Source organism: Ruegeria sp. YTSA108, assembly GCF_059610185.1.
Map to the genome: position 1 here is coordinate 71,584 of NZ_JBXWND010000009.1, position 14,516 is coordinate 86,099.

At 56.7% G+C, this 14,516-nt stretch carries 12 protein-coding genes; 4 read left to right on the top strand and 8 right to left on the bottom strand.

The window, feature by feature from the left end; genetic code table 11:
• Window positions 1-2 precede the first annotated feature (2 nt).
• From AC2FHW_RS13660 to AC2FHW_RS13695, 8 genes are all read right to left on the bottom strand, one after another.
• Window positions 3-1,052 (bottom strand): substrate-binding domain-containing protein, encoded by a 1,050-nt coding sequence (locus AC2FHW_RS13660; RefSeq protein WP_271949970.1) that lies wholly within the window; start codon window positions 1,050-1,052, stop codon window positions 3-5.
• Window positions 1,053-1,063: 11 nt separating this feature from the next.
• The gene (locus AC2FHW_RS13665; RefSeq protein ID WP_271949972.1) at window positions 1,064-2,329 is read right to left on the bottom strand and encodes a M20 family metallopeptidase; all 1,266 of its coding nucleotides are present in this window, start codon (window positions 2,327-2,329) and stop codon (window positions 1,064-1,066) included.
• A complete protein-coding gene (locus AC2FHW_RS13670; RefSeq protein ID WP_271949974.1) occupies window positions 2,326-3,510 on the bottom strand; it encodes an ROK family transcriptional regulator in 1,185 nt (394 codons plus the stop codon). The genes AC2FHW_RS13665 and AC2FHW_RS13670 overlap by 4 nt, the downstream gene beginning before the upstream one ends.
• A 257-nt stretch (window positions 3,511-3,767) precedes the next feature.
• Window positions 3,768-4,781, bottom strand: a complete 1,014-nt coding sequence (locus AC2FHW_RS13675; protein ID WP_271949976.1) for an Ldh family oxidoreductase — start codon at window positions 4,779-4,781, stop codon at window positions 3,768-3,770.
• Window positions 4,782-4,793: 12 nt separating this feature from the next.
• Window positions 4,794-5,423 (bottom strand): DUF3726 domain-containing protein, encoded by a 630-nt coding sequence (locus AC2FHW_RS13680; RefSeq protein WP_271949978.1) that lies wholly within the window; start codon window positions 5,421-5,423, stop codon window positions 4,794-4,796.
• Window positions 5,420-7,108: a hypothetical protein gene (locus tag AC2FHW_RS13685; protein ID WP_271949979.1), complete on the bottom strand. Its 1,689-nt coding sequence runs from the start codon at window positions 7,106-7,108 to the stop codon at window positions 5,420-5,422. Before AC2FHW_RS13685 ends, AC2FHW_RS13680 begins: the two co-directional genes overlap by 4 nt.
• Window positions 7,109-7,112: 4 nt before the next feature.
• Window positions 7,113-8,087, bottom strand: coding sequence for a membrane dipeptidase (locus AC2FHW_RS13690; RefSeq protein ID WP_496822072.1), 975 nt, complete (start codon window positions 8,085-8,087; stop codon window positions 7,113-7,115).
• Complete coding sequence (locus AC2FHW_RS13695) at window positions 8,087-9,529, bottom strand: aldehyde dehydrogenase family protein (protein WP_271949981.1); 1,443 nt, start codon at window positions 9,527-9,529, stop codon at window positions 8,087-8,089. Before AC2FHW_RS13695 ends, AC2FHW_RS13690 begins: the two co-directional genes overlap by 1 nt.
• Window positions 9,530-9,627: 98 nt before the next feature.
• Here AC2FHW_RS13695 and AC2FHW_RS13700 point away from each other — a divergent pair, with 98 nt between their 5' ends.
• The 4 genes from AC2FHW_RS13700 to AC2FHW_RS13715 all read left to right on the top strand — a co-directional run bounded on the left by AC2FHW_RS13700 (window position 9,628) and on the right by AC2FHW_RS13715 (window position 14,504).
• Window positions 9,628-10,515: a LysR family transcriptional regulator gene (locus AC2FHW_RS13700; RefSeq protein ID WP_271949983.1), complete on the top strand. Its 888-nt coding sequence runs from the start codon at window positions 9,628-9,630 to the stop codon at window positions 10,513-10,515.
• A gap of 341 nt (window positions 10,516-10,856) precedes the next feature.
• Window positions 10,857-11,807 carry an ABC transporter substrate-binding protein gene (locus AC2FHW_RS13705; RefSeq protein ID WP_271949984.1) on the top strand — a complete coding sequence of 317 codons (951 nt, stop codon included), beginning with the start codon at window positions 10,857-10,859 and terminating at the stop codon, window positions 11,805-11,807.
• A 77-nt stretch (window positions 11,808-11,884) separates the two neighbouring features.
• Window positions 11,885-12,922: a quaternary amine ABC transporter ATP-binding protein gene (locus AC2FHW_RS13710; protein ID WP_142637767.1), complete on the top strand. Its 1,038-nt coding sequence runs from the start codon at window positions 11,885-11,887 to the stop codon at window positions 12,920-12,922.
• Entirely contained in the window at window positions 12,915-14,504 is a 1,590-nt protein-coding gene (locus AC2FHW_RS13715; protein WP_271949986.1) for an ABC transporter permease, read from the top strand. Before AC2FHW_RS13710 ends, AC2FHW_RS13715 begins: the two co-directional genes overlap by 8 nt.
• Window positions 14,505-14,516: the final 12 nt, after the last annotated feature.

Genomic DNA, 14,516 nt, shown 5'->3' on the forward strand with positions numbered 1-14,516 from the left:
CTCTACTTCGATGTCAGACTGGCTGGTGCATCAATATTCAGCGAGTTTTGCCATCCATCGGCAACGTTGTCCGCTGTCACTGTCAATGCAGGGGCTACAACAAAGGATGGTACGTCCTCGCCCAGCAGGTCGAGCACGGCACTGGCGGCCATTGCACGCCCCAGTTCATAGGCTTCATCGGCAACAATCGCCGCGACATTACCACCCTTAACCATATCAAGGGCAATCGGCTCTGACAGATCCAATGTCACGATCTTGGTCGAGGTGTTTCCGTTCGTCCGCAGCGCTGCAAGAATACCCTCTGCCGGACCAGCCCAGGTTACGTAGATTCCACCCAGGTCTGGGTTTTTCAGCAGCATCGCATTGGCAATCTCTTCGGCGCGCGCAGGATCAGATATGCCTTGTTCTGCAACGATTGTGATGTTCGGATAGTCGTTCTCAATCGTGGTCTTGAAAGCGTTGTCGCGCTGATTGGTCACATAATAATCTGCGTCGTGATAAATCCATCCAACTGTTCCTTCATTGCCCATGGCAGCCGCAAGCGCATCCGCCGCTTGTTTGCCCATCTGAAACAGGTCATCCGTCACGATTGCCGCATAGTCGTCCGGGTGCTTGTAGCCGGCCGGCAGGTTCGAGAGGAAACTTAGGGCAACTCCGGCCTCTTTTGCCTCTGCAAATGCTGCGGCAGAGGTCACCGGGTCCAGAGGAAGCGACAGAATGATATTGGGCGATTTGGCCATGACCGTCTCGATATCGCTACGTTGTTTTGCAGCATCAAATCCTGCGCTTGTCACGGCAACGACCTCGATCCCCAGACGCGCAAATTCATCGCTGGCACCTGCTGTTACCGCATTCACAAAGTCGGATTGGTCATGCCACAGCAAAGCAGCGGAATATCCAGCCTCTTTCACCTTTTCGACATCATCATCAGCGACAACAACCATTGATGAAGGGGTGGCACTTTCCCCCGCTGGACCGATGGTTTCGGCGTATAAGCTGCCGGCCAGCGCGAACATCGCGGTAGCGGCAAATGTGCTTCTAACAAGTGACATGTTTGTCCTCCTCAGGTTGGATGCATTGCGAGCGTGTCCGACGCACCGAACTGCGCTATGAAAAGCGCAAAGGCCCGGACGGCGGCGAGGTATTCTTCGACCTCAATTCGTTCTTCAAAAGTATGCGCCACGGCGATATCACCCGGTGCGCAGTAAACGGTTGGACAGCCGATCTGTTCAGTTAAAAATGGCATCTCAGACCAGTAGGGCGCGCCGCCGATTTCTACTTTTCGGGACAGAGTTTGCTGTACACAGTTCTGCAACAGGCGAACCGCCTCAGTATCGGGGTCGTTTTCAACTGGAGAGCCGCCCTTGGGATGATCACGACCGGCTGGGTAGTCGATGCACACCTCTATGCCCGTGGGTAGGCGATCCAGGCCAAGCGCTGTTTCCAATGCTGCCACTGCATCATCAAGCATTTCGCCAGGTCTAAGTTTCCGGATCAGTGAGAGCCTGCATTCTCCGGGCACTGCGATAAACCCGCCGCCATCGATATGCGTCACCAGAACAGAAGAGGCACCGACAAGGTCATGACGCGGGCCCGCGTTCAGTTCTTTTTCATGATCCCAGATTTTCGACAGAAGCGTATGCGTTGCTTTCAATGCATCGACCCCCAATTCGGGTCGGCCGAAATACGCTGTTTTTCCAGTTATCGTGATCTCGGCGATAAAGAACCCGATCTGGGCGGAATAAATGTCCAAACTCGTTGGCTCGACATAGATCGCGAAATCAGGACGGGGGATTTCGGCGGACTTGATGCGTCCAACCAGATCTTTCGCCCCGGCGCTGACGCCGCTGCCAGGTTCACCGCTTTCTTCGTCACCGATGAAGGCAAAGGTCAGACTGGCTGAAGGCATAACGCCAAGTTTTTGCAGCAGGCGATACCCGGCAATCGCAGCGCAAATCCCACCCTTGAGGTCGCTTGCCCCACGTGACCAGATGTGCCCGTCCTTTTCGGTCGCGCCGAATGGATTTTTGCGTGCATCGTCTTCCCAATATTCCTCCCAGCCCCGGATATGCACCGTATCCGTATGGCCCAAAATCATAAGGTTGGGTCCCTCCACAGAAGCAATTCCCCAGACATTTTCGCGTTCACCCGCGAAACAGCTCCGTCCGGTATTCAGCCCCAGGGCCATTAGTTGCTGGTCCAGAAAACGCGCAAAACGTGATTCATTGCCCGTCACGCTTTCGATGGACAGGGCATCGCGCAACAGAGTCAGGTCTGCATCAGCATCCTGTTCTTGACGCAAGCGTTCTGAAAGAGCCTTAGCGGTCATGACATACTTGCCTTGAAGGTATCGAGCGCTGGAGGTGGTACGTTGATCTCGGCACCTTTCTGACCCTCGGCGAAAAGAGAGATATGTAAATGCGACAGAGCTATAGACACACCTCCGGCAAGGGCAGCATGCGGACCCAGCTTTGAGGGCTGGATCTCTATTTCACGGGGGTAGCACTGGGCGGCAAAGCGTCTGATCCGGTGCATCAACTCGTCACGCGCGCCGATAGAGCCCCCCATCACGATAAGGGACGGATTAAGAACCGCTACAATCGACGCCGAAGCCCGCGCGATCTGATAAGCGACATTGTCCAGCGTTCGCTCGGCTGCTTTGTCGCCGTTATTGGCAGCCTCAAAGATCGCAGGAACTGAGCAAGTTTTGCCCGTAAGCATCCTGTATTCGCCGATGATTGCATCGGTGGCGGTTACGCGTTCCAGCGCGCCTATTTTATGGCTTTCCTTTGCAATGGGATCGGCACCAAAGGGAAGAAAACCTATTTCGCCAGCTGCACCAGATGCGCCACGCAGCAAAATACCTCCGACGACGATTCCTGCACCAATTCCGGTTCCGACGGAAACGAAGACCAGATCATCCTGGTCGCTTCGATGATCCATCCAATGCTCGCCCAGAGCGGCAAGGTTGACATCATTTTCGACAAGGATTTCTATCCCAAGCCGTTCGTTCAAAGTGCCAGCAAGATCAATCTGATCCAGCCCGGTTATGTTAGGCGCCATCAGGACCGCGCCGGTCCTGCTGTCCGGCACGCCTGGGACACCGACGACAGCTATTTTCAATTCGCCTGACGGGCATTGGGGGTCGTCTGCGGTTGCGCGAACCATACGGGCAACCTGATCGACCACTTGTCTGCCGCCGCTTTGTTCTGTCGGCTCTACGCGTTCGGCCAGAACGCGACCGGTCAGATCGCATAGTGCGACCCTGATCTTTGTTCCACCCAGATCGACGCTGGCGACCGTTGCCGCATCCGGAGCGATTTCATATACCACGGCGCGGCGTCCGACATGCCCCTCGGTCTGACCGACTGTCCGCACCCAGCCATCGCTTTCTAGGTTTCCGACAATTTCCGAGATTGTCTGTTTCGAAAGACCGGTCAGCTTCGACACGCTGGCGCGCGAAATGGGCCCATAGGTCGCAATCGCCTGAACGACCGCACTTTGAGACATTCGTCGAGAGATTTTCGTCTGCGTTGCCACGTCGATTCCATTTATTCGTTCTGTTACCGAACTAAATATGGAGTGCGATTTGAGTCAACCCCGTTTTTCTGCGCTAAAGCATGAAATACGAAAAATGAGCCTGCTGCGTCCGGGTCGAATTTTGGCTAAAGGCTTGGAAGCCGTTCTGAAAATTGGTGCTGGGTCAGAAGGTTTGGGTAAGGGTGCCCGAACCAGAAAGAATCTGATTGCGGGCTAAGAAAACCGGCTTATCCCAAGATGGTCTCGATCTTTTCAAGGGTCGCAATATTTACAGCCACGCCTTGTGTGGCCGATGCGACGCGTTTTGCGCGTCGGCCATCGCCAGGCAAATGTGCATCGTCTTGCGATCGAATGGCGCCGACGAGTTCCTCGATGCCCTGAGCAAAGCCACCCGACGACGATGTCGCCACAGGGTCGATTGCAATGAAAAACTGTCCGGTCTTGGGCGGACCGCCAGCGGTTCCGGAAAAGGGCGAGGCGTTGATGCCCAGAGTGGCCCCTGTAAGAGCGGCCGCCATAACTTCGGTCAGAAGGGCCACACCGACGCCCTTGTACCCACCAGAAGGTGCCATGGAGCCCTTGAGGCCCACATTGGGATCAGTGGTCGGGTTGCCCTCGGCGTCCAATGCCCACCCAACGGGGATCGGCCTTCCTTCTCTGGCATGTTTCATGACCTCGCTCTTGGCGATTGTGCTGGCGCTTTGATCGATCAGCAGGGCGGGTTGCCCATCTGTACCGGGTACGGCAACGGAAAAGGGGTTGGTCCCTACAACCGGCTTTGCGCCACCCGATGGCGCGATCGAGGCTGGCGCGTTGGTAAAACCAAGCCCGACAAGCCCGGCCTGTGCCAGACGATAGGTGTGATAGCCCAGCACGCCGCAGTTATAGCTGTTGCAGATGCTCAGCACGGCAACGCCCTGTTCGCGCGCAGCGGTGATCAGCGTCTCATACCCGAGATCGATGGCTGAATGGGCAAATCCGGTTGCGGCATCTACGGTAACTACACCTGGCTTGGGCCGTGTCATGACCGGTTTGGCAAGACCGTCGACCTTGCCACATTGGACATGCTCACAATAGATCGGGATATAGGCCAGTCCATGGCTTGCCACGCCGTCCGCCTCGGTTGCCGCGGTCGCAACCGCCAGCGGGCGGGCGTTTTCCGGTGAAGTCCCCGCAGCAACAAGCGCGCGAAACGACAGGTCTTCGATTTCGTTCAGAGTAAGGGTCCGGGTCTCGGTCAAATCAGTACCTCATCAGTCATTATCAGAAAGCCCGGCCCCTGCACCCAGCAGGCGGGATTCCTCGGTTGCGGGGGCATAGGTGCGGTGGGCAAAGCGATTCAGCGTTGCCCAAGCCTGATCAGTCGGGGCGGCGCGGGTCTGATGTGGGCGGGGGCCTGTGCGCTGTTCCCCCAGCGAAACCACCACCCTGCGCGCCTGGGCGGGTAAGGTATCTGGGGTCGACACGGAATACCCATCACATGCCGCCAGATGCCCATCACAATCAAGCACCACACAGCCCTTGAGTTCACGTGCCGCATAGGCAGCAAAGGGCAGTAACAGTGCAGGGATTGCAATGTTGGCCATCTCAACCGGTCCGGCGCGCAGCTGTTCGGCACAATCCGACAGCAAGGTGCCAGTGGCCAGAGGGCACAAAGCGCCCTTGCCCTGCCATGGGCCCTGCATCGCATCTGGTCTGTGATCTGCCGGCGCCGCAGCCAAACCCAAGTCCAGCAGGTGGGCCAGCTCTGTAGTCCCGTCCAGCCCATGCCCGCACAACCAGCGTGTGGCCTTGGCGGCCTCTTCTGCCAGACCCCAGGCATAACCTGCCCCTCGGGCGGCGCGTTTAGAGGTGGCTTCGATCTCGTTCAGTGAATAGGTCATTGCGGCAACTCCGGATAAACCCAAAGATCGGCATTTTCCGGCGTTAACTCATCAGGATATGGTGCGCCGGAATACATGCAGATCCGCACCCAGCGGTCCGACCGGGGGTCAAAATGGGTTGCCCCAAAAAACGACAGCTTGGCCCGCAGCATGTCGATAGGCAGGACAGTGGCGCTGATCGTATTGTCGTGGATTTCACCATAGGGGGCTACTCGGCTCATTTGAGCGCGGCGCAGGGTGTGGCGATGTTCAGGATGGCGCAGCAGAAACTCTGCAACGGAGGAGCGAGTATCCCATTCGGCAAGTGCCTTAAACGCCATCGCGGCGTCACGGGCCGGGGCAAGGGGCTGTTCGTAACCGGCTATCGGTTCCTCAAAGCGCTCACCCAGTCGCGGCTCCAGCTTCTCCTCGGAGACATACCAGGCCCGCGCACAGTTTTCCGCTGCGTTCCAATCCAGATCCAAGGCCCAGCCAAAACTGTTACTGATCAGATCGCGCGCAGCGCCTACCGACATTGATCCATCAATCACATGGGCACTTGAATTGCTGTCGGCCATACAACAGCTCAGCCCATCGACCAATTCGCCATAGGGCTCAAGGATAAGCGAGGCGAGCAGTTCCTGGCCCTCCTCGCTCAGCGCGGATTGCGACCACAGGATCAACCGATCCCAGGGTTGGTTCTGCGTCAGATCATCCCTGTCCAGATACCCAGAGATTGCCTGCAGATCGTTGTTGAGCGCCGCCAGCTTATCGCGCTGGACCGGATGCTCAGACTGCCACCAGGACATCGAGAGTTTGCTACGATCATAGATGCCACGGAATTGACGGGCCTCATCTTCCGAGGCGGTCAAGAGCGACCGTACCCGGGCGATGGCCTCCTCTCGCGCCATGATCCAGTTATTGAACAAGATCGGATGGTTGACGATGAAGGGGGCCATGCCCAGACCTGTGGAATTGCCAATGCCGAGCCAACTGGCGATCTGCGGATCTAACTGCGCGGTTTGATCGCCGCCCTTCACTTGGGCCATATGCTGCACCAGGTCGCGCACAAAGGTCCGGGTCAGGTAGACCGACAACATCTCGGTCTGGAACGGGCCGTTGACCTCGGGGCGACTGGCTGTTTTCTCGCGATCTGCAGCCCCAAACTTGCCGGAACCATACACGGCGGTTGTCCGCATCAGGTAGCCAACCTGATAAATCTGTTCCAGATCGGGTTGTTGACCAGCGGCCAGACGGTCGACCACATGTGCCCACAGGCGGACTGACCGGTTGGCGCGCGACAATGACAGTTCTGACTCGCTGACGCGCCCGGCCTCTTGCACTGGTACGTTTTGCGACAGGCGGTGAATATCATCCGCCGTCGGAATGCCGTCAAATAGCGCGAAGGTGGCATCCCAGGCCTCGGCGATGACCCGGTCCGAGCGTTTTTCGGGCGGCAGATCATGGGCAAACGCCACCAGAGAATATGCGTGATCAGGGCCTTGCGCGGTATAGACCGCATGGCCAACGCCGTGTTCGTCAATCTCGAACGCAGGGCGGGAAAAACTCCAGTTTTCCTGCGCCATACGGCGGGTCAGTTGCCGCATAAAGCTGAGACGGCATTGATGCAGCGAGCCCAGCCGCGACAGCCGCATGACCATCGCGGGATCACGTCTGACATTTTCAGTCTGCACGCGTGTATTCATAGTGTTACCCTTGTGGGACGAAGTTCTCGGCAAAAAACTTATACCAGTTTCTGCCCATGATCCCGGCCACTTCGTCATCGTTCAGGCCGGTCGCGCGTAACCCTTGTTCGATGTTCCCAAAATCTCGGTTGTCCTGAAACCAGCCCGGCATGGGCGGAAAGCCTGGTGCCGAAGCGGATCCCTCGCCATAGTCGATTTCCTTGGTCCAGCGGCCAACCCGCATCCATTCCACAATGCTGTCGGGTTGATCCTGACACAGGTCTGTGCCGATCCCCAGATGCTGCGCGCCGTATTTGTCGGCGGCGCGTGCGATCATCTCGCAAAAACTGTCCAGCGTGCAGTCGGATTTATCTTTCAGATGGTGGGGATAAACCGAAAAGCCAAGCATCCCGCCATTTTCCGTCACTGCACGAATGACATCGTCACGCTTGTTACGCAGCGCGGGCGACCAATCATACGGGTTCGCGTGAGTGATGGCTATGGGACGCTCGGACAATTCAGCGGCCTCGATGGTGGAACGGTCCGCCGAATGGCTCATGTCCACTACAAGACCTACGCGGTTCATCTCTTTGATCACCTGCTTGCCCATACGGGTGATGCCTGTGTCTTCGGCCTCATAACAGCCGGTCGCCAGCAAGGACTGGTTGTTATAGGTCAGCTGCATGAAACGGGTGCCAAGATCGTGCAGGATTTCGACTAGCCCGATATCGTCTTCGATGGGCGAGGGGTTCTGAAAGCCAAAGAACACAGCCGTCCGGCCCGTTTTACGAGCCGTATCGATATCGCTGGCCCAGCGCCCTTTCATGATCAGGTCCGGGTTTTGTTCGAACCAGCGGTTCCATTTCTCGAAATTCAGAACCGTTTCGCGAAAGTTCTCGTGGTACGAGATGGTGACGTGGATCGCGTCCACGCCCCCGTCACGCAGTTGGCGGAAAATCTTTTCCGACCAGTTGGCATATTGTAGCCCGTCGATCCGCATCACACGGGGCCCGCGCTGATATAGGCGGTTTTGACCGTGGTATAGAACTCGGCCGCAGCCTTACCCTGTTCGCGCGGCCCGTAAGAGCTGTCGCCGCGGCCGCCAAAAGGCACGTGGTAATCGGTGCCTGCAGTGGGCAGGTTCACAGTCACAACACCAGTGCGCGCATTGCGACGGAAATGCGTGGCGCGGGCCAGCGATTTGGTCACGATGCCCGAGGTCAGGCCAAAGTTGGTGTCGTTGACGACGCTCAGCGCTTCGTCATAGCTGCCAACCTTGATGACACTGGTCAGGGGCGCGAACATTTCTTCGCGGTTGATGCGCATGTCGTTGTTGGTGTTCAGAAACACGCCCGGCGACATGTAGAACCCGTCATGAGGCATCTCCAGCCGGGTTCCGCCACAGGCCAGCTCGGCCCCTTCGGATTTGCCCAGATCAACATAGGCCAGGTTTTCGCTCAGCTGCTGTTGGCTGACGACGGGACCCATCTGCACGCCTTCCTCCAGCGCGTGGCCGACCTTCATCGCTTGCGCACCGGCCACCAGCTTTTCGACAAACGCGTCATGGATACCCGCATGCACGACAAGGCGCGAAGACGCCGTGCACTTCTGTCCGGTGCCGCCAAACGCTCCTCCCAATGCCAGAGTAACGGCCAGATCCAGATCGGCATCGTCCATCACTGCCAGCGCGTTTTTTGATCCCATTTCCATCTGAACTTTGGTCAGGTTCTGGATGGCGGCTGCTGCGATACCCTTGCCGACCGGGACTGACCCGGTAAAGGAAATTGCATTGACCTTGGGGCTTTCGACCAGGCGTTGCCCGATGCTGCGCCCCGAACCCATGACCAGACTGAACAGACCTTTGGGGATGTCCTGACGTTCGATGATTTCGGTCAGTGCGACAGCGGATGCCGGGGTGATGTTGGCGGGTTTCCACACAACCGCGTTGCCATAGCACAGTGCTGGAGCAATCTTCCAAGAGGCAGTCGCGGTAGGGAAGTTCCATGGGCTGATGATGGCGACAACACCGACAGCTTCGCGGCGAACGTCTACTTCGATATCGGGGCGCACAGAATCCGCGTTCTCACCGATTTGACGCAGGCATTCAGCTGCGTAATAGGTAAAGAACTGCCCGGCGCGGAACACTTCGCCTTTGCCTTCGGCCAGCGGCTTGCCTTCTTCGCGCGCCAAGAGCGTACCCAGTTCTTCGGCCCGGACCATCATTTCATTACCGATAGCGTTCAGAACAGCTTGCTTCCGTTCGATGCCATAGGCGGCCCATTCAGCCTGTGCAACACGGGCTTGATCCAGCGTCGCCTCAAGCTGGTCAGCGCTGGCCTGTGCAAACATGCCGACCAGATCGCTCAGGTCCGAAGGATTGCGGTTTTCGATTTCAGACTCACCTGCCAGCCATTCGCCAGCAATCAGATTCAGTTGTGTCACGTTACGCCCCAGTGCGATTTCATTTGACCTAGGATGGATTTTTTGGCGAACATCAGTCAAACTCAATTAAATGAAACAAATTGCAGAAAAACTGAAGTATGGCGATCAAGATTGAAACACTGCGCAGTTTTTGCACGGTTGTGCAGACTGGTAATCTGACCGAGGCCGCCGACCGTCTTGGGCGAACGCAATCGGCGGTGTCGATGACGCTGAAGCAGCTTGAGGAGCACCTGGGTAAGAAGCTGTTCGAGGGAGAGCGCAAAAACCGACTGTCGGAAGTGGGTCGGCAGGTTCATGATTTGGCTTTGAAGCAGGTCAGACAGTTCGATCAAACAGTTCAGGATATCGAGGCAATAGCCAGCGCAGAGTACGGGCTGTTGCGGATCGTGTCTGTGCCGTCGGTGGCGGCTCTTGCCTTTCCCAAGGTGCTGAGTCACATGAATAGCCATTTCCCCGATATCAGGATCGAGCTCCGCGATACCGATACACAGCAGGTACTGGACGCGGTTGTGCAAGGAAAAGCGGATATCGGCATTGCATCCGGGTATCTTGCGCTAAACGGGGTCACAGCCACGCCCTTGTTCGAAGACAGGTTTGGGGTGGTTTGCACGGCTGCACACCCGCTGGCACAGCAATCGGAGACGCCAACCATCGAACAGGTGGCTTCGGTTCCCTTCATACGCAATGCTCTGTGCGATCTGGTTCAGTCCCCGCGGTTTCACGCGGCGATTTCGAAGGCCGGTGTGACCATTCAGAACACCCATTCACTGATCGCATTGGTGCGCACTGAGGAATGGGTGACGGTTTTACCGCAAACCGTTGCACGGTCTCTCCCTGAGGCTATCGTCTTCCGTCCTATCGCTGATCTCGAAGATCAAAGGCAGGTGTATCTTTATGTCTCGCAACGCTCGCGCTTTCAAACGCTGACGGACGCGTTTGGGGACTTCATCCTGAAGCAGGATCTTGTACTGGGATCTGAGGACTGACTGGATAAAATCTGTACCCCTGTCTGAGATGGCGCCGCTTAGGGGATATTGATGGCAGACAAGCCCACTCAAGAATCGGCTGCACCTATTTCAGGCGTCATATCGACCAAGATCAGAATAAACCGAATCTAATATTCGAGAAAGACGCATATATTGATTTGTGGCATGTTGTTCTTGATGGGTCATGTGTCGGCATGTTTGAATTTTCCTGTCAAACCGGCGCGCCCGGTAACTGGCTAAGAAAGGGGGATGGAACGTCATCCCGATGTCGTTTGGCAGGCGTACCGCTGCCCATAGGGTAAGAAGAAAAGCGCCTCGAACGCCCAACACGGAGAAATAATATGAACAAACTCACTATGTTACTGGGAGGCGCGTCGATGATAGTCGCTGTGCCTGCTTTTGCTGCTGACATTGTGATCGGTGTGCCGAACTGGCCATCGGTAAATGCAACAGCGCACATTCTAAAGGTTGCGATCGAACAAAATCTGGGGCTAGAGGTCGAGCTTCAGAATGGCACCAACCCGATCGTGTTCGAGGCGATGGATTCCGGCGCCATGCACGTACACCCCGAAGTGTGGATGCCGAACCAGCAGAACCTGCATGACACCTATGTAACCGAAAAGGGTACAGTTACCTTCAATTCCAATGGCGTTGAGGCGTTTCAAGGAATGTGTGTCGACAAAGCGACCGCTGATGCCAATGATATTCGGTCCATTGACGACCTGACCAATCCCGACATCGCGGCACTGTTCGACAGCAATGGCGACGGGCAGGGCGAAGTATGGATCGGTGCCCCCGGCTGGGCGTCGACCAACGTCGAGAAAATCCGGGCCAAATCATATGGCTATGACCAGGTCATGGAACTGACCGAGATAGACGAAACCGTCGCCTATGCGAACCTTGATAACGCGATCAAAGCGGGTGAGCCTTGGGTGGGTTTCTGCTATACGCCGCATTACGTGTTTGAACTGCATGATCTTCAGATCCTGGAAGAGCCGGCCTATGACGCGGCAAAATGGAATGTCCTGCAGCCCACGGATGATCCGGATTGGCTGGAGAAATCCGAAGCAGGTGTCGCCTGGGATTTGGCCTATCTGCACCTTCACTATGCCAAATCTCTTGAGGATGAGTACCCCGAAGTTGCTCGGCTGTTGTCCAACATGAAACTGGATACTGCCGCTGTCTCGGCCATGACTTATGCGCTTGTCATAGATGGCAAAGAGCCGCTCGCATATGCCGAAGAATGGGTCGGTGCGAACGAAGATGCAGTTCTGAACTGGATGTCAGAGTGATCGGTAACGCTCGGAACTGAATTACAGATAGGCCGCCGGGAATGCCTGGCGGCCTGTTTTGCATTGAAGGGGCAAGTATGACCGAAACAGTCGTTAAGCTGACAGATGTCTGGAAGATTTTCGGTGCGCGGGCAGAAGAGGCCATGACCGCAGTACGGGATGAAGGGATTGGAAAGCCTGAAGTTCTTGAAAGGTATAATTGTGTGGTCGGCGTACAGGGTGCGTCTTTCGAAGTCCCGCGCGGCGAAATCTTCTGCATTATGGGTCTTTCGGGATCCGGGAAATCCACGCTGGTGCGCCACGTGAACCGCTTGATCGAGCCGACCTCAGGCAAGATCGAGATTCTGGGCCAGGACGTATCCAAAATATCCGAGGCTGAGCTGCGCCGTATCCGCGCGCAGCAGATCGGGATGGTTTTCCAGCATATGGCGCTGATGCCGCACCGATCTGTCAGAGACAATGTGGCCTATCCTTTGGAAATTCGAAAAGTGTCCAAATCCAAGCGCTGGGCCGTCTCGGACCATGCGCTGGGTTTGGTGGACCTGACCGGGTACGAAGATCGCCTGCCCAAAGAATTGTCGGGCGGGATGCAGCAGCGTGTTGGAATTGCCCGCGCGCTGGCCTCTGATCCGGAAATCCTGTTAATGGACGAGCCCTTTTCTGCGCTCGATCCGCTGATCAGGCTGCAGCTGCAGGACCAGTTCAAAGCGCTGGTCGCCCAGTTGCAGAAGACCACATTGTTCATCACCCATGATCTGGACGAAGCTATCCGCATTGGCCACCGAATTGCGATCATGAAAGATGGTGTCATCGTTCAGATTGGCACACCGGAAGACATCGTGATGAATCCGGCCGATGACTATGTGCGCGAGTTTGTTCAGGGCATATCCAAACTGAAACTGGTCAAGGCGCATTCAATCATGGAGCCACTGGACAGCTATTCCGGCCCGACCGACGGCGCGCCGCGCGCGGATGAGGGGGCCGATCTGGATCAGTTGATCGACCTGGCTGTCGACACGGACCTGCCGGTGATCATCACCGATGCAGGACAGGACGTGGGCGTCGTGACCAAACCGCGCCTGCTGCGCGGAATTCAGGGGGGCAAGAATGACTGATGTAACCACCGAAGTGAAAGTCACCGCCGCCTCGGATATCGAGGTCGACCATGAGGCACTGGATCGGTCCATTCACGAGTTTGCTGGTCCGAATGGGGACTATTACGTCAAGGCGTTTCACAAGATCCATGATGCAACCAGCGCGGTTCCGAATACGTTCAATCTCTGGGCCGGGGTTCTGGGGCCTTTGTGGTCAGCATCACGAGCCATCTGGGGGATGTTCTGGACCTTTCTGATCCTGGAAATCATCGCTTGGGTTCAGATCGGGCGTGGTGCCTGGGGCAATCCGGGCGCTGACATGGTGGAACGTGCCGAACGTCAGCAGGCACGCGCCGACGAGCTGCTGGCGCGGGCGGCCGATGCGACAGAGAAGGCCGATATTGACCGTTTCACCAAGCTGGCAGCGAATATACAGAAAGCCGCCGATGCCAGCTTTGGAAAAGCCGCGGCGGCGCAGTCTGAAGCGCTGAGCATCATGATCACCGGATTGCTGATGCTGCTGGTCTTCAAACTGGCACAGGGCTTCTATGCCGACCGCGTCTATGAAAAACAGTATTCAAAATGGCGGACAGATCCGGACAGTACCGAAAGTGGCCAGTCCAGGCGAAATATGGTGCTGGGGGCTGTGCTTGTTGCGGCGATTGGGCCGTTGATCGTCTACAAATTCACGGTCAATGCTTCGCTGGCCATGTTGGATGCATTCCCCGAAAAAGAAGTGTCCGCACTGATATTGGGTGAGGGCGGCGGGACCCTGTTTTCAAACCTTGCAAGCTGGATGGAGGCGCAGATAGATGCGGCCGCTCTTGCTGGCGGGGACGTATTCGATGGGATTGTCGCTGGGGTTCGGTCGGTTCTGGATGCCCTGACCATTGCGCTGATCGGGTCGCCTTGGCCGGTTGTGATGCTGGTGATATGTGTGACGGCTTGGCGGGCTGCAGGCCCCCGAGTGGCGATCTTCACGGCGTCTTCATTGGCCTATATCGCCTTGCTGGGATATTGGGATGTGGCGATGGAAACCGTGGCGCTGGTCGGTGCGGCGGTGCTGTTATGCGTTGTTTTTGGCATTCCACTGGGCATTTGGTTTGGCAAGTCCAGGCGTGCCTACCGCGCGGCAGAGCCCGTGCTGGACTTGATGCAGACTTTGCCGGCCTTCGTCTATCTGATCCCGATTATCGCCTTCTTTGGCACCGGCAACCCGCCCGGCATTCTGGCCACGATCATCTTTGGCATGCCGCCGGTCATCCGACTGACCGCGCTGGGCATGCGCGGAGTGCCCGACAGTATCAAAGAGGCTGCTGTGGCTTTTGGGGCCTCGAAATGGCAATTGCTGAAGGATGTCGAGATACCTCTGGCCTTGCCGTCGATCATGACCGGGGTGAACCAGACTATCCTGATGTGCCTATCGATGGTGGTGATCATTTCGCTGATCGGTGGCGGAGGGCTGGGCAAGGAAATCCTTGAGGCGTTGCAATATGCAGCCAAGGGGCCCGGCCTGTTGGGCGGCTTTGCCATTTTGTTCCTTGCTATGGTCATGGACCGTATTGTTCAGGGCGCATTCCGGCGAGAAGACGAAAGAATCTGAACTTCTATGCCC

What these genes read in the sequence shown, in the direction of transcription:
- AC2FHW_RS13680 (WP_271949978.1), bottom strand. Translation starts at nt 5,423, where the DNA reads ATGACCTATTCACTGAACGAGATCGAAGCCACCTCTAAACGCGCCGCC.
- AC2FHW_RS13690 (WP_496822072.1), bottom strand. Translation starts at nt 8,087, where the DNA reads ATGCGGATCGACGGGCTACAATATGCCAACTGGTCGGAAAAGATTTTC.
- AC2FHW_RS13670 (WP_271949974.1), bottom strand. Translation starts at nt 3,510, where the DNA reads ATGTCTCAAAGTGCGGTCGTTCAGGCGATTGCGACCTATGGGCCCATT.
- AC2FHW_RS13700 (WP_271949983.1), top strand. Translation starts at nt 9,628, where the DNA reads ATGGCGATCAAGATTGAAACACTGCGCAGTTTTTGCACGGTTGTGCAG.
- AC2FHW_RS13665 (WP_271949972.1), bottom strand. Translation starts at nt 2,329, where the DNA reads ATGACCGCTAAGGCTCTTTCAGAACGCTTGCGTCAAGAACAGGATGCT.
- AC2FHW_RS13685 (WP_271949979.1), bottom strand. Translation starts at nt 7,108, where the DNA reads ATGAATACACGCGTGCAGACTGAAAATGTCAGACGTGATCCCGCGATG.
- AC2FHW_RS13710 (WP_142637767.1), top strand. Translation starts at nt 11,885, where the DNA reads ATGACCGAAACAGTCGTTAAGCTGACAGATGTCTGGAAGATTTTCGGT.
- AC2FHW_RS13705 (WP_271949984.1), top strand. Translation starts at nt 10,857, where the DNA reads ATGAACAAACTCACTATGTTACTGGGAGGCGCGTCGATGATAGTCGCT.
- AC2FHW_RS13660 (WP_271949970.1), bottom strand. Translation starts at nt 1,052, where the DNA reads ATGTCACTTGTTAGAAGCACATTTGCCGCTACCGCGATGTTCGCGCTG.
- AC2FHW_RS13715 (WP_271949986.1), top strand. Translation starts at nt 12,915, where the DNA reads ATGACTGATGTAACCACCGAAGTGAAAGTCACCGCCGCCTCGGATATC.